19 protein-coding genes and 1 pseudogene are annotated in these 21,574 nt (G+C 52.6%); 11 read left to right on the forward strand and 9 right to left on the reverse strand.

What is annotated here, in order from left to right:
• The first annotated feature begins 118 nt into the window (after positions 1 to 118).
• The gene (locus OGX94_RS10775; RefSeq protein ID WP_050542092.1) at positions 119 to 931 is read left to right on the forward strand and encodes a DNA-binding transcriptional regulator; all 813 of its coding nucleotides are present in this window, start codon (positions 119 to 121) and stop codon (positions 929 to 931) included.
• A gap of 135 nt (positions 932 to 1,066) precedes the next feature.
• Entirely contained in the window at positions 1,067 to 1,369 is a 303-nt protein-coding gene (locus OGX94_RS10780) for a putative quinol monooxygenase (protein ID WP_003830918.1), read from the forward strand.
• A 191-nt stretch (positions 1,370 to 1,560) separates the two neighbouring features.
• On the opposite strand, the gene OGX94_RS10785 is transcribed toward OGX94_RS10780, so the two are convergent.
• The 3 genes from OGX94_RS10785 to OGX94_RS10795 all read right to left on the reverse strand — a co-directional run bounded on the left by OGX94_RS10785 (position 1,561) and on the right by OGX94_RS10795 (position 3,166).
• Entirely contained in the window at positions 1,561 to 2,118 is a 558-nt protein-coding gene (locus OGX94_RS10785) for a hypothetical protein (RefSeq protein WP_257661400.1), read from the reverse strand.
• 239 nt (positions 2,119 to 2,357) lie between these two features.
• A complete protein-coding gene (locus OGX94_RS10790) occupies positions 2,358 to 2,834 on the reverse strand; it encodes a cold-shock protein (RefSeq protein ID WP_003830914.1) in 477 nt (158 codons plus the stop codon).
• Between the two features lie 86 nt (positions 2,835 to 2,920).
• On the reverse strand, positions 2,921 to 3,166 hold the full coding sequence (locus OGX94_RS10795) for a YmjA family protein (protein ID WP_003021350.1): 246 nt from the start codon (positions 3,164 to 3,166) through the stop codon (positions 2,921 to 2,923).
• A 376-nt stretch (positions 3,167 to 3,542) separates the two neighbouring features.
• Between OGX94_RS10795 and OGX94_RS10800 the strand changes: the two genes are divergently transcribed.
• Positions 3,543 to 4,319, forward strand: a complete 777-nt coding sequence (locus tag OGX94_RS10800) for an MBL fold metallo-hydrolase (protein WP_257661399.1) — start codon at positions 3,543 to 3,545, stop codon at positions 4,317 to 4,319.
• Positions 4,320 to 4,337: 18 nt separating this feature from the next.
• Complete coding sequence (locus tag OGX94_RS10805) at positions 4,338 to 5,288, forward strand: GlxA family transcriptional regulator (protein ID WP_063941275.1); 951 nt, start codon at positions 4,338 to 4,340, stop codon at positions 5,286 to 5,288.
• On the opposite strand, the gene OGX94_RS10810 is transcribed toward OGX94_RS10805, so the two are convergent.
• Positions 5,285 to 5,893 carry a class I SAM-dependent DNA methyltransferase gene (locus OGX94_RS10810; protein WP_373371596.1) on the reverse strand — a complete coding sequence of 203 codons (609 nt, stop codon included), beginning with the start codon at positions 5,891 to 5,893 and terminating at the stop codon, positions 5,285 to 5,287. The two genes, OGX94_RS10805 and OGX94_RS10810, sit on opposite strands and share 4 nt — an antisense overlap.
• A gap of 156 nt (positions 5,894 to 6,049) precedes the next feature.
• Here OGX94_RS10810 and OGX94_RS10815 point away from each other — a divergent pair, with 156 nt between their 5' ends.
• From OGX94_RS10815 to lacA, 4 genes are all read left to right on the forward strand, one after another.
• A complete protein-coding gene (locus tag OGX94_RS10815; protein ID WP_122973924.1) occupies positions 6,050 to 7,141 on the forward strand; it encodes a LacI family DNA-binding transcriptional regulator in 1,092 nt (363 codons plus the stop codon).
• A gap of 121 nt (positions 7,142 to 7,262) precedes the next feature.
• Entirely contained in the window at positions 7,263 to 10,346 is a 3,084-nt protein-coding gene (locus OGX94_RS10820) for a beta-galactosidase (RefSeq protein WP_257661397.1), read from the forward strand.
• Positions 10,347 to 10,397: 51 nt separating this feature from the next.
• Positions 10,398 to 11,651 carry an MFS transporter gene (locus OGX94_RS10825; RefSeq protein WP_111466016.1) on the forward strand — a complete coding sequence of 418 codons (1,254 nt, stop codon included), beginning with the start codon at positions 10,398 to 10,400 and terminating at the stop codon, positions 11,649 to 11,651.
• Positions 11,652 to 11,679: 28 nt separating this feature from the next.
• Positions 11,680 to 12,291: a galactoside O-acetyltransferase gene (gene lacA, locus OGX94_RS10830; RefSeq protein WP_257661396.1), complete on the forward strand. Its 612-nt coding sequence runs from the start codon at positions 11,680 to 11,682 to the stop codon at positions 12,289 to 12,291.
• Between the two features lie 92 nt (positions 12,292 to 12,383).
• Here lacA and prpE read toward each other — a convergent pair whose 3' ends face one another.
• From prpE to prpB, 4 genes are all read right to left on the reverse strand, one after another.
• A complete protein-coding gene (gene prpE / locus OGX94_RS10835; protein WP_197385247.1) occupies positions 12,384 to 14,270 on the reverse strand; it encodes a propionate--CoA ligase in 1,887 nt (628 codons plus the stop codon).
• A 39-nt stretch (positions 14,271 to 14,309) separates the two neighbouring features.
• Positions 14,310 to 15,761: a bifunctional 2-methylcitrate dehydratase/aconitate hydratase gene (locus OGX94_RS10840; protein WP_286569186.1), complete on the reverse strand. Its 1,452-nt coding sequence runs from the start codon at positions 15,759 to 15,761 to the stop codon at positions 14,310 to 14,312.
• A gap of 39 nt (positions 15,762 to 15,800) precedes the next feature.
• On the reverse strand, positions 15,801 to 16,970 hold the full coding sequence (gene prpC, locus OGX94_RS10845; RefSeq protein WP_003830904.1) for a bifunctional 2-methylcitrate synthase/citrate synthase: 1,170 nt from the start codon (positions 16,968 to 16,970) through the stop codon (positions 15,801 to 15,803).
• Between the two features lie 80 nt (positions 16,971 to 17,050).
• Positions 17,051 to 17,932: a methylisocitrate lyase gene (prpB, locus tag OGX94_RS10850; protein WP_003830903.1), complete on the reverse strand. Its 882-nt coding sequence runs from the start codon at positions 17,930 to 17,932 to the stop codon at positions 17,051 to 17,053.
• A 253-nt stretch (positions 17,933 to 18,185) separates the two neighbouring features.
• Here prpB and prpR point away from each other — a divergent pair, with 253 nt between their 5' ends.
• The gene (prpR, locus tag OGX94_RS10855; RefSeq protein ID WP_063941270.1) at positions 18,186 to 19,796 is read left to right on the forward strand and encodes a propionate catabolism operon regulatory protein PrpR; all 1,611 of its coding nucleotides are present in this window, start codon (positions 18,186 to 18,188) and stop codon (positions 19,794 to 19,796) included.
• 32 nt (positions 19,797 to 19,828) lie between these two features.
• Here prpR and yahO read toward each other — a convergent pair whose 3' ends face one another.
• Positions 19,829 to 20,104: a DUF1471 family periplasmic protein YahO gene (gene yahO, locus OGX94_RS10860; RefSeq protein ID WP_003830901.1), complete on the reverse strand. Its 276-nt coding sequence runs from the start codon at positions 20,102 to 20,104 to the stop codon at positions 19,829 to 19,831.
• A gap of 266 nt (positions 20,105 to 20,370) precedes the next feature.
• On the opposite strand from yahO, the pseudogene OGX94_RS10865 reads away from it, so the two are divergent.
• Together OGX94_RS10865 and OGX94_RS10870 are read left to right on the forward strand one after the other, a co-directional pair.
• Positions 20,371 to 20,520, forward strand: a pseudogene (locus tag OGX94_RS10865) (LysE family transporter); the annotation flags it as partial.
• 30 nt (positions 20,521 to 20,550) lie between these two features.
• Entirely contained in the window at positions 20,551 to 21,519 is a 969-nt protein-coding gene (locus OGX94_RS10870; protein ID WP_000654811.1) for an IS5 family transposase, read from the forward strand.
• Positions 21,520 to 21,574 lie beyond the last annotated feature (55 nt).

The raw sequence follows: 21,574 nt of genomic DNA on the forward strand, positions 1-21,574 counted from the left end.
GTGAATAATTTTTTGTTGTGCGGTCAGTATAGAAGCGAGTTTTTGCGCTACAATCAAAACATGCCAGGATGTGCACTAAGTGCACAACGTTGTTTTACCTGTAGATTTGTCAATGAATATGAAAAATGACGAGAGCACTGAGTACAAAACCGTACGCGGATTAACGCGCGGATTAATGTTATTAAATATGTTAAACCGGCTCGATGGTGGGGCCAGTGTTGGCTTACTTGCTGAGTTAAGCGGCCTGCATCGCACCACGGTCAGACGGCTGCTGGAAACCCTGCAGGATGAGGGTTACGTCCGGCGCAGCCTGTCCGATGACAGCTTTCGCTTAACCATTAAAGTCCGCCAGCTCAGCGAGGGGTTTCGTGACGAGCAGTGGATTTCTGCACTCGCCGCCCCGCTGCTGGGGGATTTGCTGCGCGAGGTCATCTGGCCGACCGACGTTTCCACGCTGGATGTGGACGCGATGGTGGTACGTGAAACCACCCACCGTTTCAGCCGCCTGTCGTTTCACCGGGCGATGGTAGGGCGTCGTTTGCCACTGCTGAAAACCGCATCCGGCCTGACCTGGCTGGCATTTTGTCCGGAGAATGAACGGCAGGAACTGATTGAAATGCTGGCCTCCCGACCGGGAGAAGAGTTTCAGCTTGCGCGCGAACCGCTGAAGCTCAATGCCATTTTGTCCCGCGCGCGAAAAGACGGTTTTGGCCAGAACTTTCGCGGTTGGGATCAGGAAGAGAAAATCGCTTCTATCGCCGTCCCCATCCGCAGCGAACAGCGGGTGATCGGCTGCCTGAATCTGGTGTATATGGCCAGCGCCATGACCATCGAACAGGCTGCGGAAAAGCATCTTCCGGCCTTACAAAAGGTGGCGAAACAAATAGAGGACGGCGTCGAGTCGCAGGAGATTTTGGTTGCCGGGAGGTGAGATGGATCACAGTTATGCGGATTATCTGATTGATAGCTGGCATAACTCACTATCCGGCCGATAAAACTCTGTGACCTCTTGCCCAAAAAATATCTTCATTACATAGTGTGCATTCGTTTTCTGCCAGGAGGCTGCATGTTAAAGGTCATTGCTGAGGATTTCATCAAACCTGAGTATATTGAAACCGTTCTCCCGTTGTATCGGGAGCTAATATCGGCAACGAAGAAAGAACCGCACTGCATTGCTTACGACCTCTATATTGATGAAAAAGATCCGGGGCATTTTATTTTTATCGAAGAATGGCCAAACCACGCGGCTCTCGATGAACATTGTGCCAGTGAGCATTTCCAGCGACTTGTACCATTAATCGATCAATACACGCGCCAGGAAGCACGTTACATACTGATGGATGACGTGGTAAATCCGGCAGTCTCGTGATAATGAAGAAAGTAGTTGGAATACTGTTAATTATGTTTTTGGCAGAATGCTCAACACCAGGAAAGACAGTCTTTTACTTCCCTGGTCGCTGAGGGCTTAAAGCCTCTTCAAAAGAGGCTTTAAGCTTTGCAACAATGCATCCCACGGATTACAAAACGGAATCATCACTGTTCCAGATATTAAGCGCATTTTTACGAGGCCATTTTCATCGCGGCACCAATAACTGCCATACACATACTGCTCGCAAGTAAAACAATAAACCAATATATATAATTATTAAACTTTGTAAATAACCAGATAAATCTAAGCAATGACAATGCAGCAATAGAAATAGAAGACACAAACATTGTAAATATATAAATACCAGAAATTATCCATCCTGCTTCTTCGTAAATACTCTTCATTGTAAAAATAAGGATAGATAAGTAAAATGCTGATAAAGCAAGCCCGCTCAGAAAATCATAATAATCGATGTATGTGATGTTTTTATCTTTCTGCGGAAGAGCTATAAACTTTTCAAGTTTCTCATTGTCTACTCGTGACAAAAACCGATTAATTAGCGGAGTAAACATCACTAAAATCATCACCAAATGAATGAATAGTAAAGAAAGTTTAATTCTGTCATCAACCGATTCATTCTGTGGCCAGATAGATATTATTTCATAATCCATTTTTGCAAGGAGAAAAAAGCAAATGGCCGATGGTGTATATTCAGAAGATATAGCTTTCCATATTTTTTTAAAAATCACTTATATTACCCCATTAGTTATACCGGTGAATCACTATTAGTTAACCGCGCTACTAATCTGCAAATAGTTGGCGATCATATTTATTTAATACGGATAATATATATCTATTCAGAAACGGATTGCTACCTACTAATTTTATCACTACATACCTGAATCACGTAAATTACACATATCAAAAAAAAACCGAAACCCGCCCCTGAAAAGAGCAGCGTTCCGGTTTTTATTCAGTCCGAAGGGTTTCAGACTTTAAGCAGTTTCACCGTCGCATCGATGTCGATTTCATCTTCCGAGAAGATCAGCGTCGTGCCCTGGAAGGTGGTAATAGCCAGCTTTTTCAGCGTGCGCATTTCACCAGGCTTGACGTCTGATTTCGGTCGGATGCTGTTCATCAGCACGCCGACAGACAGCACAGCATTTTCTTTGTCGATACGGGTCTCTACAGGGACTTCTTCGCTGTAGACCAGGAATGACTTGATCGAGGTGAGCTTCAGACGCTCGCCTGCGATATAGATGTACTTGCTGTCTGGTATGACTTTTACCGCGTAGGCAGACAAGCCTTTGTTGTTGGTGGTGGGTTCAAAAGTCACCGCCGCGTCTTTCTTGATCAGCTCAGGATTAGCAACCTTAATCACATGAAAATAGCGGTTGTCGCCGTTTTCATCTTTGATAAATCCAAAGCCTTTATCTTTAAACCACGTTGTGATTGTTCCGTTCATTGCTGTTTCCGCCTGATTAAACCTATTACTCGTAGAGTATACCTACTCAATTTGCGCGCAGTGTAAAACACAGGCCATGTCTTTGGCTACTCGTTACCCCAACGATTGAGGAACTCCGCGATATCATCGATACGCTGAGCGTCGACACCTGCCACGGTTGCCATCTCCTGCTGTGCTTCTTCGCTGATCTCTTCGTTGTTCATCAAACGGGTGATCAACTGCTGGAAGTAGTGCGCCAGCGCGTCACGTTCTGTGTCGCTCACCGGCTTTGCGGCCTCGGTCGCGTACTCGTCGGCGATATCATAATATTTTAGCGGAATGTCGTTGTTCATCAGTTGCTCCGGGGTAAATGCGTGTGCCAGCAGTTGCCTGCCGCGTCTGATGTGAATGATAGCATTCTTATTTCATGGTTCGCGATCTGTTTTATTGGCCACTATGATTTACATATATCAATAATGTTTTCTGGCGCCACTTCGTATTTAATAAATCTTTCCGTATTTAAATAACAGCATTCTTATTCAGTTCGATATAATGGCTGCGAATTAAATAACGAGCCACAAAGGGAATATTAAATTACTTTAATTACATAATTGATATCTGTCATCTGCAGTTGGCCCAATCTCATCGCTAGTCGCCCATTTGCCCACATTCATCTTCTGGACAACACTCTACGATGACACCACTGACCCAACACGTGGAGCAAACACCATGAACATCACGCAAATCCGTAACGCCACGCAGCACATCACCTTTGGTGGCAAAACCTTTCTGATCGACCCTATGCTGGCGGCAAAAGGTACTTATCCGGGCTTTGCCGGTACGGCACGCGACGAGATCCGCAACCCGACCGTTGATCTGCCTGTCGATATCGACACCCTGCTCAACGTTGATGCGCTGATCGTGACCCATCTGCATGAAGACCACTGGGATGAAGCCGCGGCTCGTGTCGTACCGAAAGACAAACCGATTTATGTGCAAAACGATCGCGATGCGCAGGTACTGCGGGAACAAGGTTTCACGCAACTGACCGTACTGACGCAAAACACTGCGCTTGGTGATATCACCCTGCGTAAAACCGGCGGCCAGCACGGTTCGGATCGCGCTTACGCCATCCAGCAAATGGCTGAGCGTCTGGGTGATGCCTGCGGAGTTATCTTCCAGCATCCGGCGGAAAAAACGCTGTATCTGGTCGGGGACACCATCTGGCGCGACGAGGTGGAAACCAACATGCGGACTTTCCAGCCAGGCGTGGTCATTGTGAATGCAGGCTTTGCCCACGTTATCGGGTTTGGCCCAATTATCATGGGCGCGGAAGATGTGCTAAAAACCCACTTCACGCTGCCCGAAGCACAAATTGTGGCGACCCACATGGAGGCGATTAACCACTGTCTGCTGACCCGCGCGGCCTTGAAAGAGTACGCCTGCAACAACCAGATTGCGCAATTTGTTAACGTGCCGGAAGATGGCGAAACCCTGACGTTTTAAAATCCACAGAGGACTCGTATGCAACCGCTTAACGTCGCCATTGTTGCCGTGGAAGATTTCAGCCCGTTCCACTTCTCGGTGCCGTGCATTATTTTCAGTGACAAAGTGGCGGCGAAAAAGCGTTTTGAGGTGCAACTGTGCGCCGAACAGCCGGGCATTGTTTCCTCGCAGGATGGCTTCTCCATCAACGCAGCCTACGGCTATGAAGCGGTGGAGGCCGCCGATATTGTGGTGATCCCCTGGTGGGGCACCACAGCACATCGGCCACCACAAAGCCTGCTTGATGCGCTCAATCGTGCGCGACAAAACGGCGCGCAGATTGTTGGATTATGCCTGGGTGCGTTTGTCCTCGGCTACGCCGGTCTGCTGGATGGCAAACGGGCGGCTACGCACTGGGAGTTCGAGCAGGATTTTCAGGCCCGCTTTCCGGCAGCTCATCTGGATATCAACGCGCTGTATGTGGATGACGACGGTATTATTACCTCGGCAGGCACCGCCGCCGCACTGGATTGCTGCCTGTACGTCATCCGCCAGCGTTTTGGCAGCACGGTGGCGAATCAGATTGCCCGACGGATGATTGTGCCGCCACATCGCGAGGGCGGCCAGGCACAGTTTATCGAGCAACCGGTGGCGAAAAATACCAAAGATCAGCGCATCAACGTCCTGCTCGACTATTTGCGCCAGCATCTCCATGAACCGCATAATCTCGACGAGCTGGCGCAACGGGTGATGATGAGTCGTCGCACCCTCACCCGTCATTTTATGAAGGCTACAGGGTCAAGCGTGGCCGAATGGTTGATTGCCGAGCGCCTGCGCCGTAGCCAGACGTTGCTGGAGTCCAGCCAGTTACCCGTTGAACGCATCGCCGAACAGGTTGGTTTTCAGTCGCCCGTCACCTGGCGCCAGCATTTTAAATCCCACTTTGGCGTTAGCCCGGCTGAATGGCGTAAAACCTTTCGCGGTGATTAGCTTCTTTTTTGCGCCAGCCAGATGGTGTGCCCGGCGCAGTGCGGATCTTCCATCACCATCCCGACCACCGCAAAACCGTGTGCTGACAGCAGTGCCCGATATTCATCCGGGGCGAGGCTGGCGTGAAACAGCGGCTCACCTTCAAATTGCCCCATCGCGATACCGTTGTCCGTACCGCTGGTGAACATCAGCGCGCTGCCGGGATGGCTGAGGCGGTCAAAAATCGGGAACATCTTTTGCTGGTCCTGCTGAGTTAAATGGAAAAAGCTGTCCCAGGCGATCAGACCATCGAAAGTCTCATTGAGTGCCAGCTCGCGCATATCCTGTTCCAGCCAGCGCTGTGCGGGAAAAGTGTTTCGGGCCCGCGCCAGCATCGCCGGGGAACCATCAACGCCGGTAAGCTGAAAACCCTGCTGGATAAAATAACCGGCGATCGGCTGGCCGTTGCCGCAGCCAATATCCACAATGCTGCCCTGCCCCCCCATCACGGAAATGAATTTATCGAGCCAGCTTTTCTCGAACAAGGTGCGCGAGCGCTGGCTGGCAAAAGCATCCGCATGGCGTCGGTAGATGGACAGAATATTTTTTGCCGCAGAATCGCTCACAATGTCCTCACTTTTTTCTTCTGTTAGGTATAACGGCGATAAATCCTTCAGCACGCTATCCTCAAACCCTGGAATGCGCCTCGCAGAACCCATGCGCAAATACCCCAAAACCGCCCCGCTGTGGCATCATAGCGCACAGATAACGTCATTACAGGGGTGATAAACGTGAAACCGGTAACGCTATACGATGTGGCAGACCATGCAGGCGTCTCTTACCAGACCGTCTCTCGCGTCGTGAACCAGGCCAGCCACGTTTCCGCAAAAACCCGACAGAAAGTTGAGGCCGCGATGGCGGAACTCAATTACATTCCTAACCGCGTTGCACAGCAGTTGGCTGGCAAACAGACGCCACTGATTGGCGTTGTGACAGCAAACCTTGCCCTGCATGCCCCCTCACAAATCGTTGCTGCCATAAAATCCCGCGCCGACCAGTCCGGTGCCAGCGTGGTGATCGCCATGGTCGAGCGCAGCGGCGTTGAGTCCTGTAAAGCCGCGGTCCACAATCTGCTTTCTCAACGCGTAACCGGGCTTATCATCAACTATCCGCTGGATGAAGAAGATGCCATTGCCGTGGCCGCTGCCTGCGGTACGGTGCCGGTGCTGTTTCTCGATGTCTCTGACCTGACGCCAATTAACAGCGTGATTTTCTCTCATGACGACGGCGCGCGCCTTGGCGTTGAACATCTGGTGCAGCACGGACATCAACGGATCGCCTTGCTGAGCGGGCCGCACACCTCCGTTTCGGCAAGGCTTCGGCATGCGGGCTGGCACAAGTATCTGGCACATTACCAGCTACAACCCGTAGCGGAGCTGGAAGGCGACTGGAGCGCGATGTCTGGTTTTCAGCAAACGATGCACATGCTGAATAACGGTAACCTTCCTACCGCCATGCTGGTCGCTAACGATCAAATGGCGCTGGGCGCGATGCGGGCAATCAGCGAGTTCGGTCTGCGGGTTGCGGTGGATATATCGGTAATTGGCTACGATGACACCGAAGACAGCGCCTGTTACATCCCACCGCTGACCACCATCAGGCAGGATTTTCCGTTACTGGGTGAAACCAGCGTCGACAGGCTGCTGCAACTCCCACGTGGCGAATCAACCGTGGGTAACCAACTGCTGCCTGTCACCCTGGTCAAGCGCAAAACGGTTCTGCCTCCCGATACGCAAACCACCACTCCCCAGGCGCTGGCTGATTCCCTGATCCAGCTGGCACGGCAAGTTTCTCAGCTCACACCCAAATTGTGAACGCATAACAATTGTGTGAGTCAGCTCACTTATTGAACGCCCCATCCTTTACAGAAAGGAGCGCTTGTTCGTATTTTGATTGAAATTGTGAGCGAGTAACAAATTTAAACAGGATACCGTTATGAACCTGAACACAGATTCACTCTCCGCTGTTCTGGCCCGCCGCGACTGGGAAAATCCCGGCGTCACGCAGCTCAACCGCCTGGAGGCGCACCCGCCTTTTTGTAGCTGGCGCTCAGCGGATGATGCACGTACCAATCAGCATTCGAGTCAGTTACGCTCGCTGAATGGCCAGTGGCAATTTTCCTGGTTTGCCGCACCGGAGGCAGTACCGGAAAGCTGGCTGACAAGCGATCTGCCACAGGCAGACATCATCAACGTCCCTTCTAACTGGCAGATGGACGGTTACGATGCGCCAATTTATACCAACGTCACCTACCCAATCCCGGTGAATCCTCCGTACGTTCCGGCACAGAACCCCACAGGATGTTACTCGCTCACATTTAATATCGAAGACGCGTGGTTAGAGGAAGGTCAGACGCGCATTATTTTTGACGGGGTCAATTCCGCGTTTCATCTGTGGTGCAACGGTCGCTGGGTCGGTTACGGTCAGGACAGCCGTCTGCCGTCTGAGTTTGATCTTAGCGATTATCTGCTGCGCGGCGAAAACCGTCTGGCTGTGATGGTGCTGCGCTGGAGCGACGGCAGCTATCTGGAAGACCAGGACATGTGGCGCATGAGCGGTATTTTTCGCGATGTCTCCCTGCTGCATAAGCCCACTACGCAAATCCGTGACCTGCGCATTAATACCCGTTTTAATGACGACTTCAGCCGCGCCACGCTGGAAGCGGAAGTCAGAGTGGGTGGCAACGAGAACGAAGATTTACGCGTCACCCTGCAATTGTGGGAAGGTGAAACGCTCAGCCACGAAACGACCTCACCGCTCGGCAGCGAGATCATTGATGAACGCGGCGCTTATCATGACCGGGTGACTCTGCGTCTGAACGTCGAAAAACCGGCGCTGTGGAGTGCCGAAACACCCAATCTGTACCGCGCCGTTGTGCAGTTACACACCGCGGGCGGAGTGCTGATTGAAGCGGAAGCCTGTGACGTTGGTTTTCGTCAGGTTTGTATCGAAAACGGCCTGTTGCTGTTAAACGGCAAGCCGCTGTTGATTCGCGGTACCAACCGTCATGAGCACCATCCGGTCAACGGCCAGGTGATGGACGAGGCGACGATGGTGCAGGATATTCTGCTGATGAAGCAGAATAACTTTAACGCCGTGCGCTGCTCACATTACCCGAACCATCCGTTGTGGTACACCCTGTGCGATCGCTACGGTCTGTATGTCGTCGACGAAGCCAACATTGAAACCCATGGCATGGTGCCGATGAACCGCCTCACCGACGATCCCGCCTGGTTGCCTGCCATGAGCCAGCGCGTCACGCGCATGGTACAACGCGATCGCAACCATCCGAGCATTATCATCTGGTCACTGGGCAATGAATCCGGCCATGGCGTCAATCACGACGCACTCTACCGCTGGATAAAATCAGAAGACCCGTCACGCCCGGTACAATATGAAGGCGGCGGCGCAAATACCGCGGCGACCGACATTATTTGCCCGATGTACGCCCGCGTCGATCAGGATCAGCCCTTCCCCGCAGTCCCCAAATGGTCGATTAAAAAGTGGCTGTCGATGCCCGGCGAGCAGCGTCCGCTGATCCTTTGTGAATACGCCCACGCCATGGGCAACAGTTTTGGCGGCTTCGCCAAATACTGGCAAGCGTTCCGCCAGTATCCGCGCCTGCAGGGCGGGTTTGTCTGGGACTGGGTGGATCAGTCGTTGATTAAATATGATGATAACGGCAAGGCATGGTCAGCCTACGGTGGCGACTTTGGCGACACGCCTAACGATCGTCAGTTTTGCATGAACGGACTGGTGTTCGCCGATCGCACTCCGCATCCGGCGTTATACGAGGCCAAACATGAACAGCAGTTCTTCCAGTTCACGTTACTGCCGGGCGCTGAACGCCAGATTGAAGTGACCAGCGAATATCTGTTCCGCCGCAGCGATAACGAAGTTCTGCACTGGTCGATTGCTCAGGACGGCAATCCGCTGGCCGCCGGAGAAATCGTTCTGGATATCGCTCCACAGGGCCGCCAGGTGATTACCCTGCCGAACGTTCCGATGCCGGACACCGCAGGCCAGCTGTGGTTGACGGTACGCGTAGAGCAGCCTCAGGCGACCGCATGGTCAGAAGCCGGGCATATCAGCGCCTGGCAACAGTGGAAGTTGGAAGAGAAGCTCAGCCTGGTACGTCTATCACCCGTCAGCAGCGCACCACAGCTGGATGTTAGTGAGAGCAATTTTACCGTGGCGGCCAACAACACACGCTGGCAATTCGATCGTCAGTCCGGTCTGCTAACACAATACTGGATTAGCGATGAAGCCCAGTTGGTAAGCCCGCTTACTGACCAGTTCACCCGCGCGCCGCTGGACAACGACATCGGCGTGAGCGAGTCAACCCGCATCGACCCTAACGCCTGGGTTGAACGCTGGAAGGCCGCCGGTCACTATCAGGCTGAAGCAACGTTACTGTACTGTGCTGCCGATACGCTGAGCAGTGCGGTACTGATCACCACCGAACATGCGTGGCAGTATCAGGGCGAAACGCTGTTCGTCAGCCGAAAAAGCTATCGTATTGACGGCAATGGTGAAATGCAGATAACGGTGGATGTCGACGTTGCCAGCAGTACGCCGCATCCGGCCCGCATCGGCCTGAGCTGCCAGCTGGCGCAGGTTGCGGAGCGAGTGAACTGGTTAGGTCTCGGCCCGCATGAGAACTACCCGGACCGTCTGGGCGCCGCCTGTTTCGATCGCTGGGATCTGTCGCTTGATGAGATGTACACCCCGTATGTTTTCCCGAGCGAAAACGGTCTGCGCTGCGGTACGCGCGAACTGTACTACGGTGCGCACCAGTGGCGCGGAGACTTCCTGTTCAACATCAGCCGCTTTAGCCAGCAGCAACTGATGGAAACCAGCCACCGCCATCTGCTGCAACCTGAGGCGGGCACCTGGCTCAATATTGATGGCTTCCATATGGGCGTCGGCGGCGATGATTCGTGGAGTCCTTCAGTGTCGCCGGAATTCCAGCTAAGCGCAGGACGCTACCACTTCCAGTTCGTCTGGGGCCAAAAATAATAATATAAGCAGGGCAGGTTGATACCTGCCCGCATTTATAGGAAGTCTGTTATGTATTATTTAAAAAACACTAACTTTTGGATGTTCGGCTTTTTCTTCTTCTTTTACTTTTTTATTATGGGTGCCTATTTCCCCTTCTTCCCTATCTGGTTACACGATGTAAACCATATCAGTAAAGGCGACACCGGCATCATCTTCGCCTGTATCTCACTGTTTTCTTTGTTATTCCAGCCAATTTTCGGACTACTGTCCGATAAGCTTGGTCTGCGTAAACATCTGCTGTGGGTAATTACCGGCATGCTGGTAATGTTTGCCCCGTTTTTTATTTACGTATTTGGCCCATTATTGCAGGTTAATATTTTACTGGGTTCAATTGTCGGCGGGATTTACCTTGGCTTTATTTACAATGCCGGTGCCCCAGCGATTGAAGCCTATATTGAAAAAGCCAGCCGCAGAAGCAACTTTGAATTTGGTCGCGCGCGCATGTTTGGCTGCGTGGGCTGGGCGCTGTGCGCCTCGATTGCCGGCATTATGTTTACCATCAATAACCAATTCGTCTTCTGGTTAGGTTCTGGCTGTGCGGTCATTCTGGCATTGCTGCTGTTATTTTCAAAAACAGATGCCCCCTCTTCTGCAAAAGTCGCGGATGCGGTAGGCGCCAATAACTCGGCATTTAGCCTGAAGCTGGCGCTGGAGTTATTCAAACAACCGAAACTCTGGTTCCTCTCCCTGTACGTGGTCGGCGTTTCCTGCACTTATGACGTATTTGACCAGCAGTTCGCCAACTTCTTTACCTCGTTCTTTGCCACCGGCGAACAGGGCACCCGCGTGTTTGGCTACGTCACGACGATGGGAGAATTACTCAACGCCTCGATCATGTTCTTTGCGCCGCTGATTGTCAACCGCATCGGCGGAAAGAACGCCCTGCTGCTGGCCGGTACGATCATGTCGGTGCGGATCATTGGTTCATCATTCGCCACCACTGCGCTGGAGGTCGTTATTCTCAAAACGCTGCATATGTTTGAGATACCGTTCCTGATCGTCGGTTGCTTCAAATACATCACCAGCCAGTTCGAAGTACGTTTCTCAGCCACGATTTATCTGGTGTGTTTCTGTTTCTTCAAACAGTTAGCAATGATTTTCATGTCAGTTCTGGCCGGAAAAATGTATGAGAGCATTGGTTTCCAGGGAGCTTATCTGGTGCTGGGGATTATTGCGCTGAGCTTCACGCTGATTTCCGTATTTACCCTTAGCGGGCCAGGGCCGTTTTCCCGCGTTTTCACCCCGGCAAGTAAACAAGTCTGAAGACAAATAACAAGAAGGAATATCTTCGATGAGCATGTCTATGAGAGACAGAATGAAAGCAGGCAAGCTGTTTACTGATATGTGCGAGGGGCTGCCAGAAGAGAGACTGCGCGGAAAGGAGTTAATGTATGAGTTTAACCACACGCGTCCATCTGAGATTAAAAAGAGGGAAAAACTGATTCGCGAAATATTTGCCTCCATAGGAGAAAATGCGTGGATTGAGCCCCCCATTTATTTCTCTTACGGCAGCAATATTCACATTGGCAAAAACTTCTACGCCAATTTTAACTTTACCATTGTGGATGATTACACGGTCACCATCGGCGATAACGTTTTAATTGCACCAAACGTCACGATCACGGTAACAGGTCACCCTGTGCACCATGAATTAAGGAAATCCGGAGAGATGTTTTCCTTTCCAGTCACCATCGGCAATAACGTATGGATTGGCAGTAACGTAGTGATCAATCCCGGCATAACGATTGGCGATAATTCCGTTATCGGCGCGGGGAGTATAGTCACAAAAGACATTCCGGCAGATGTCGTGGCCGTGGGGGTTCCCTGTCGAGTTCTCAGAACCATTAATGAACGAGATAAAGAGTACTATTACCAAAATTTTAAAGTGGATCCGTTACTTTAAGTCGTCATGCCGGATGCACCACTCACGTGGTTTATCCGGCCTACAATACTAAAAGGCCCGGTAAGCATTGCGCCGCCGGGCATCACACGATGTTACTCTTCAATCGCCTGACGGATTTGCTGCAACGACGCGGGATCGTCAATGGTCGTTAGATCGCCAGGATCGCGGCCTTCACAGATCGCCTGGATCGTCCGTCTGAGCATTTTGCCAGAGCGCGTTTTCGGCAACTGCGACACAAACCAGACGTGCGCCGGACGGCCAAAATTACCAATCTGACTGTCCACCAGCGCCATAATCGCCTTCTCTTCCGAATGTGCGATGTCGCGATCTTCAAGGCTGTCGCTCTGTTTCGGAATGACAAACGCGACCGCGACCTGCCCCTTCAGCGCGTCCTTCACGCCGACCACAGCCACTTCGGCAACGTTCGGATAGCTGGAAATACTCTCCTCTATCTCACGCGTCCCCAACCGATGCCCGGCCACGTTGATGACATCATCCGTACGGCCAAGGATGAAGTAATAGCCGTCCGCATCGCGAATACCCCAGTCAAAGGTGGCGTACACCTGGCGAGAAAACAGCGACCAGTAGGTATTCACAAACCGCGCGTCATCACCCCAGATAGTCTGGATACAGCCCGGCGGCAGCGGCCCTTCAATCACCAGCATGCCCTTTTCATTCGCTTCGCAGGGCTCACCGGTCACCTCATTGAGCAACTGCACGTTATATCCGTACATCGGCACGCCTGGGCTACCCAGCCGCGACGGGCGGTCGTCCAGCCCGCGAGCGATCGCCATAATCGGCCAACCGGATTCAGTCTGCCAGTAGTTGTCGATAACCGGGACGCCCAGCGTTTCCGTTACCCAACTGGCGGTCGGTTCATCCAGCGGCTCACCCGCCAGATACAGCACCTCCAGCGAGGAGAGATCGTGATTGCGGATTTGCGCGGTCGGGAATTTCTTCAGCACGCGGATGGCGGTTGGGGCAGAGAACATCCGGCTGACCTGATACTTCTCAACAATTTTCCACCATACGCCACAGTCTGGATACGTTGGCAACCCTTCGTAAACCACCGTCGCCATCCCCGCCAGCAGTGGGGCATACACGATATACGAATGCCCAACCACCCAGCCGATATCCGATGCGCAGAAGAACACGCCGCCCGCTTTACCGCCGAAAATTGTGTCCATCGAGGTCGCCAGCGCGACCGCGTAGCCGCCAACGTCGCGCTGCACGCCTTTCGGTTTACCGGTTGTCCCGGAGGTGTAGAGAATGCAGGACGTTTCGTTCGACTCCAGCCAGGCAACCGGCACCCGCGCGCCGAGATGCTGTTGGCGCAGCGCGGCAAAGTCGAGGTCTCGCCCCTCTACCCGCGCCATTTTCGCCAGACCGCGATCGACCAATACCACATGACGCGGCTGGTGCTGCGCCTGGTTGATCGCATCATCGAGCAGCTTTTTATACGGCAGGACTTTGCCGCCGCGCGCCCCGGCATCCGCCGACACGATAACCACCGGTCGGGCGTCGTCGATACGCGCCGCTACGCTGTGCGAGGCGAAACCACCGAACACCACCGAATGGATCGCCCCAATGCGCGCGCAGGCCAGCAGCGTAATGTGCGCCTCGGCGATCATCGGCATATAAACCAGTACCCGATCGCCACGCTGTACGCCCAGCGACAACAACATCGCCGCCGCGACGTTCACTTCGTCATACAGCTGACGAAAGGTAAACGTGCGTTCTTCTTCGGTTTCTGATGACACAGCAATCAGCGCCAGCGCGTCAGGCTGTTTCTCCAGCCAGCGGTCGATGGCGTTGTGGCACAGATTGGTCGTGCCGCCGCAAAACCAGCGGGCAAACGGCGGATTACTGTGGTCCAGCACCTGCGTATACGGCTGCTGCCAGTCAATACGCTGGGCCTGCTCGGCCCAGAACGACTCCGGCTGTGTAATAGAACGTTGATAAAACTCGCTATAAGACATAATGCTCTCCTGTTGAACTTACGCCTGATGAGTCGGGTTTTAGATAATGAACAAATCCAGATACTCATTGACCGGCATCTGCTCCAGACAAGTTCTGTCCAGGGAGACATCCAGGATGCGCTGCTGCTGACGGGTCGGGAACTGACGCGCCAGGTTAATTTTGAACTTCTCGACCAGCTTCGGCATACCGTCGTTACGACGGCGCGCGTGGCCAATTGGGTATTCCACTACCACTTCTTCAAAGCGTGAGCCGTCGGTGAATTCAAGCGTGATGGCATTCGCGATGGCGCGTTTTTCAGGGTCGTGGTAATCGGCAGTAAAGGCCGGATCTTCGAAGCAGTTAATCTTTTCACGCAGTGCATCAATGCGTTTATCCTGCGCCACGCCGTCTTCGTAATCTGCCGCCGTTAAGCGTCCGAACAGCAGCGGGATAGCCACCATGTACTGGATGCAGTGGTCACGATCCGCCGGGTTATTCAACGGGCCTTTTTTATCGATGATGCGGATACAGGCTTCGTGCGTACGAATGGTCACTTTTTCGATATCGGCAGCGGTCTTACCTGCAGCCTGTAACTGCTCGTACAGCGTCATCGCCGCTTCTACCGCGGTCTGCGAGTGGAACTCTGCCGGGAAGGAAATTTTAAACAACACGTTTTCCATCACGTACGAACCGTACGGGCGCTGGAAGCGGAAAGATTCGCCTTTGAAAGAGACATCATAGAAGCCCCAGGTTTTTGCCGTCAGTGCGGACGGGTATCCCATTTCACCGGTTTTCGCCATCAGCGCCAGACGTACAGCACGTGAGGTGGCATCGCCAGCCGCCCAGGATTTACGCGTGCCGGTATTCGGCGCATGACGATAGGTACGCAGCGACTGACCGTCGACCCACGCCAACGAGACGGCGTTGAGAATTTCATCGCGGTTCAGGCCGAGCATCTCGGCAACCACCGCCGTGGAGGCGACTTTTACCAGCAGGACGTGATCCAGACCGACGCGGTTGAAGGAGTTTTCCAGCGCGATACAGCCCTGAATTTCATGGGCTTTAATCATTCCGGTTAACACTTTTTTCATGGTTAACGGCGCTTTACCCACCGCCACCGCATTGCGCGACAGCCAGTCAGCCGTCGCCAGAATACCGCCGAGGTTATCGGAAGGATGACCCCATTCTGCGGCCAGCCAGGTGTCGTTAAAGTCCAGCCAGCGGATCATCGCACCGATGTTAAACGCCGCCTGCACCGGATCGAGCTGGAACTGGGTACCTGGTACGCGCACACCGTTCGGGACGACGGTACCCGGTACAACCGGCCCCAGCAGTTTTTTACAGGCCGGATATTCCAGCGCTTCCAGGCCACAGCCAAGGGTATCAAGCAGGCAATAATGCGCGGTGTCATACGCCACCTTCGAGGTGATCTCGTAGTTCATGACATAATCAACGATATCAACGATTTCACGGTCAAATTCAGGGCGGACGTTCGAAATATGTGCAGACATAGGGTACATTTCCTGTTTTTTATCTTTAGAGGTTTTGCATTAGCAACGTTTTTCAATCGGGACAAATACGCGATCTTCCGGGCCGGTATAGTTGGCGGAAGGACGGATAATTTTGTTGTCCTGGCGCTGTTCGATGATGTGCGCCGCCCAGCCAGTGACGCGGGCGATAACGAACAGCGGTGTGAACATTTCAGTGGGGACGCCCATCATGTTGTAAGAGACTGCCGAGAACCAGTCGAGGTTGGGGAACATCTTTTTCGTTTCCCACATCACCTCTTCCAGACGGTCGGCGATGTTGTACATTTTCAGCGAACCGCCTTCCTGAGAAAGCTGTTTCGCCACGCTCTTGATCACCTGGTGGCGCGGGTCAGCGATGGTGTAAACCGGGTGACCAAAGCCAATCACCACTTCTTTATTTTCAACGCGTTTACGGATATCCGCTTCGGCTTCATCCGGCGTTTCATAGCGTTGCTGGATCTCCAGCGATACTTCATTCGCTCCGCCGTGTTTCGGCCCACGCAGTGCGCCAATCGCACCGATAATCGCGGAGTACATATCAGAGCCAGTTCCCGCAATCACACGCCCCGTGAAGGTAGAAGCGTTAAACTCGTGTTCGGCGTACAGCACCAGCGAAATGTGCATCGCCTTTTCCCAGCTTTGTGATGGCTTTTCACCATGCAGCAAATGCAAGAAGTGACCGCCAATAGAATCATCATCGGTCTCCGGCTGAATGCGCTCGCCGTTATGGCTGTAGTGATACCAGTACAGGAGGATAGAACTGAGCGATGCCAGCAGTTTGTCGGCAATATCGCGTGCGCCGGAGACGGTATGTCCTTCTTTTTCTGGCAGAGTACAACCCAGCGCGGAAACACCAGTGCGCATCACGTCCATCGGATGCGAGGCGGCAGGCAGCGCTTCCAGTACGGTGCGCACGTTAGCGGGCAATCCGCGCAGCGCTTTCAGTTTGCTTTTATAGGCGGTGAGCTCATCGCGGGTGGGTAATTTCCCGTGAATCAGCAGATGCGCAACTTCTTCAAATTCGCACTGTTGTGCCAGGTCAAGAATATCGTAGCCACGATAGTGTAGATCGTTACCGCTTTTACCCACGGTACATAAGGCAGTATTTCCGGCAGCGACGCCTGACAGCGCAACCGATTTTTTGGGTTTAATGACATGGGTACTATTTTGCAGGATCGTTGTGTCGCTCATGTTGTCCTCGTCATTATTGTAATATGTAGGGTACTAATTTATTGCCGGATGGCGGCTACGCCTTATCCGACCTACGACGGTTACTTTTTTGTGTACAACGCGTCGAGTTTCTCTTCGAACTGGTAGTAATTGATGCTTTCGTACAGCTCGTTGCGCGTCTGCATAATGTCGATAACGTTCTTTTGCGTACCTTCCTGACGCAGCACGTTGTAAACCTTCTCCGCCGCGCGGTTCATGGCGCGGAAAGCTGACAGCGGGTATAGCGCCATCGCAACGTTCGCGCTGCGCAGTTCATCGGTGGTAAACAGCGGTGTGGCGCCAAATTCAGTAATGTTGGCGAGAATTGGTACCTGTACCGCATCGGCAAACTGGCGGTACATCGCAAGTTCGGTAATGGCTTCCGGGAACAGCATGTCAGCGCCCGCTTCGACATACGCCTGGGCACGATCGATGGCAGCCTCTAACCCTTCCACCGCCAGTGCATCGGTTCGCGCCATAATCACAAAGTTGGGATCGGTGCGCGCATCAACGGCTGCGCGGATCCTGTCGACCATCTCTTCTTTCGAGACGATCGCCTTGTTCGGGCGATGACCGCAGCGCTTGGCGCCGATCTGATCTTCAATATGCAGCGCAGCAGCACCCGCTTTGGAAATCGACTTGACGGTACGCGCCACGTTGAATGCAGACGATCCAAAACCAATATCCGCATCCACCAGCAATGGCAGCGGGCAAACATCCGTAATGCGACGAATATCAGTCAGCACATCATCAAGGGTAGAAATACCGAGATCCGGCAGCCCCAGCGAGCCCGCAGCGACGCCACCGCCGGAGAGATAAATCGCCTGATACCCGGCGCGTTGAGCCAGCAGAGCGTGGTTGGCATTGATGGTGCCAACGATTTGTAATGGGTTTTCTTTGGTAAGCGCAGCGCGAAACGCCAGCCCTGGGGAGTGTAGAGACATATCCCGTCCTCTTGTTATCAACTTGTTATCGTTCGTTGATATTTCTAAAGCAAGGGGTATGCCAGGGAGCTTATTTTCTCTTCAATTTAATTTTTTATCTTTTAAAACAATATATTAAATCCAATACTTCTATTTTTGTTGCACAAAAGCGTGTCAGCTATCGTTTCATGAAACGTTCCTTCACGTTTCATTGCAACATTTATGAAACACAACTAAACCCTACTACTCGGTTCCTTAATTTTTGGGGTTAGTTATGGCAGATACGTATCTACCGCCGCGAGTGAACGACGATAAACCGGTTATCTGGACAGTCTCGGTCACCCGCCTGTTTGAACTGTTTCGCGACATCAGTCTGGAGTTCGACCACCTGGCGACCATCACCCCCATTCAGCTTGGTTTCGAAAAAGCGGTGGCCTATATCCGTAAGAAGCTGGCTACCGAGCGTTGCGATGCCATCATTGCGGCGGGCTCCAACGGGGCATATCTGAAAAGCCGTTTATCGATTCCGGTGATCCTGATTAAACCCAGCGGATTCGACGTGCTACAGGCGCTGGCAAAAGCGGGAAAACTCACCTCGTCGATTGGCGTCATTACCTATCAGGAAACCATTCCTGCGCTTCTCGCGTTTCAAAAAACCTTCAATTTGCAGCTTGAACAGCGCAGCTATATCACCGAGGAAGATGCCCGTGGGCAAATCAACGAACTGAAGGCCGGTGGTACGCAGGCAGTGGTTGGTGCGGGATTGATTACCGATCTGGCAGAAGAAGCAGGTATGACCGGCATCTTTATCTATTCGGCGGCCACCGTGCGCCAGGCCTTTGTCGATGCGCTGGATATGACTCGCCTGACGCTGCGCAGAAACGGTCAGTACGCCTCTGGCGATACGTTGCGCACCCGCTACGCACTGGGAGATATGCGCGGTCACTCTGCGCAGATGGAACAGGTGCGGCACACGATTATGCTCTACGCCCGCTCGCGTGCGCCGGTCCTCATTCAGGGCGAAACAGGAACGGGTAAAGAGCTGGCCGCACAGGCCATTCACCGTGAGTTTTTCACCCGTCAGGAGAATCGACGCGGTAAACCCTCGCCGCCGTTTGTTGCCGTCAACTGCGGGGCAATCACCGAGTCATTGCTGGAAGCGGAGCTGTTCGGCTATGAGGACGGCGCCTTTACCGGCTCTCGCCGAGGGGGGCGCGCGGGCCTGTTTGAAATCGCCCACGGCGGAACGCTGTTTCTTGATGAAATAGGCGAGATGCCGCTGCCGTTACAAACCCGACTGCTGCGCGTGCTGGAAGAAAAAGAGGTTACCCGGGTCGGTGGACATCAGCCGATTCCGGTCGATGTCCGGGTGATTAGCGCCACACACTGTAATCTGGAGCAGGAGATGAAACAGGGGGAATTTCGTACCGATCTGTTTTATCGCCTGAGCATTTTACGCCTCAAGCTACCGCCGCTACGCGAGCGGTTGCCCGATATCCTGCCGCTGGCGGAAAGCTTTTTAAAACAATCGCTGGCGGAACTGGACGTGCCGTTTTCTGAGCCAGTACGCAAGGGGCTGGGATTAAGTCAGCCGACGCTGCTGAATTATGGCTGGCCGGGGAATATCCGCGAACTGCGTAATATGATGGAGCGCCTGGCGCTATTTTTAAGCGTCGAGCCGCAGCCGGAGCTGAATATGGATTTTTTACAACAGCTATTACCGGAACTGGCCATTGCTGCTGACTCACCGCAAGCATCTTCATTGCTGACGCCGCAGCAGGTGTTGGCACAATTCAATGGTGATAAAACCGCGGCTGCACGCTATCTCGGAATTAGCAGAACCACGTTCTGGCGCAGATTAAAAGAAAACCCGCCGGTGCAATGACCGACGGGTGGCGTATTTTTTACAGCAGCGTGTTATTTTTTCTTGTAAATATTAGCTGTGCCATGGATTTTGTTATCCGTTTGGCCGGAGGTTAATACCACCACATCAGCGCCTTTCTCTTCAGCTTTCTTCAGCAGCTCTTCTTTAGCATCTGCAACAGAAACTTCATTACTCGTTGAAATATCACCGATTTTTGTGTACTGCGACTCAACCTTTTCAAACTCAAGTTTTGTCATAAATTCCGCAGCATAGGCGTTGGAAAAAACTAAAGCTAACGCACCAATAAGTACTTTATATCCAGTTTTCATATAAAAGCTCCAGGTTTTGTTATATATGCCATCATCGCCCCCTGAACATTCGACACGCGAGTCAAGGATGATTAATAAGTAGTTCAGGCTGATAAAAAGATCCAGAGCAGGCGGAAATATAAAGATATTTTGCTAATCGTTAAATACGCAAAACGCAGCGGCGCTGCGTTTTCAACGCGCAGTGTGAGTGAATACGCAGAATGACGTGCGCACTAAAATTATAGTGTTAGCTGTCTTTCCCGTGTTTACTAATGGAAACGTTGTCTATGGAACCTTTGCACGCCGTTGTACTCACCGTCAGCCTGTTTGTTTTAACCTTTTTTAACCCCGGCGCAAATCTGTTCGTGGTGGTACAAACTAGCCTGGCATCCGGACGACGCGCAGGTGTGATGACCGGTCTGGGTGTTGCCTTAGGGCTTTGTTGAATAAATCGAACTTTTGCTGAGTTGAAGGATCAGATCACGCATCCTCCCGACAACACAGACCATTCCGTGGCAAAGCAAAAGTTCAGAATCACCAACTGGTCCACCTACAACAAAGCTCTCATCAACCGTGGCTCCCTCACTTTCTGGCTGGATGATGAGGCGATTCAGGCCTGGTATGAGTCGGCAACGCCTTCATCACGAGGAAGGCCCCAGCGCTATTCTGATCTCGCCATCACCACCGTTCTGGTGATTAAACGCGTATTCCGGCTGACCCTGCGGGCTGCGCAGGGTTTTATTGATTCCATTTTTGCCCTGATGAACGTTCCGTTGCGCTGCCCGGATTACACCAGTGTCAGTAAGCGGGCAAAGTCGGTTAATGTCAGTTTCAAAACGTCCACCCGGGGTGAAATCGCACACCTGGTGATTGATTCCACCGGGCTGAAGGTCTTTGGTGAAGGCGAATGGAAAGTCAGAAAGCACGGCAAAGAGCGCCGTCGTATCTGGCGAAAGTTGCATCTTGCTGTTGACAGCAACACACATGAAGTTGTCTGTGCAGACCTGTCGCTGAATAACGTCACGGACTCAGAAGCCTTCCCGGGCCTTATCCGGCAGACTCACAGAAAAATCAGGGCAGCCGCGGCAGACGGGGCTTACGATACCCGGCTCTGTCACGATGAACTGCGCCGCAAAAAAATCAGCGCGCTTATTCCTCCCCGAAAAGGAGCAGGTTACTGGCCCGGTGAGTACGCAGACCGCAACCGTGCCGTTGCTAATCAGCGGCTGAGCGGAAGCAATGCACGGTGGAAATGGACAACGGAATATAACCGTCGCTCGATAGCGGAAACGGCAATGTACAGAATGAAGCAGTTGTTGGGAGATTCACTGACGCTGCGTGACTACGATGGTCAGGTAGCGGAAGCTATGGCCATGGTGCGTGCGTTGAACAGGATGACAAAGGCTGGGATGCCAGAAAGCGTGCGTATTGCCTGAAAATCCAGCCAGCTACAGGGTCGTTCGCACGAAATCTTATTTATTCAACAAAGCC

Source organism: Citrobacter sp. Cpo037, from assembly GCF_030332945.1.
Taxonomy (GTDB): domain Bacteria; phylum Pseudomonadota; class Gammaproteobacteria; order Enterobacterales; family Enterobacteriaceae; genus Citrobacter; species Citrobacter portucalensis.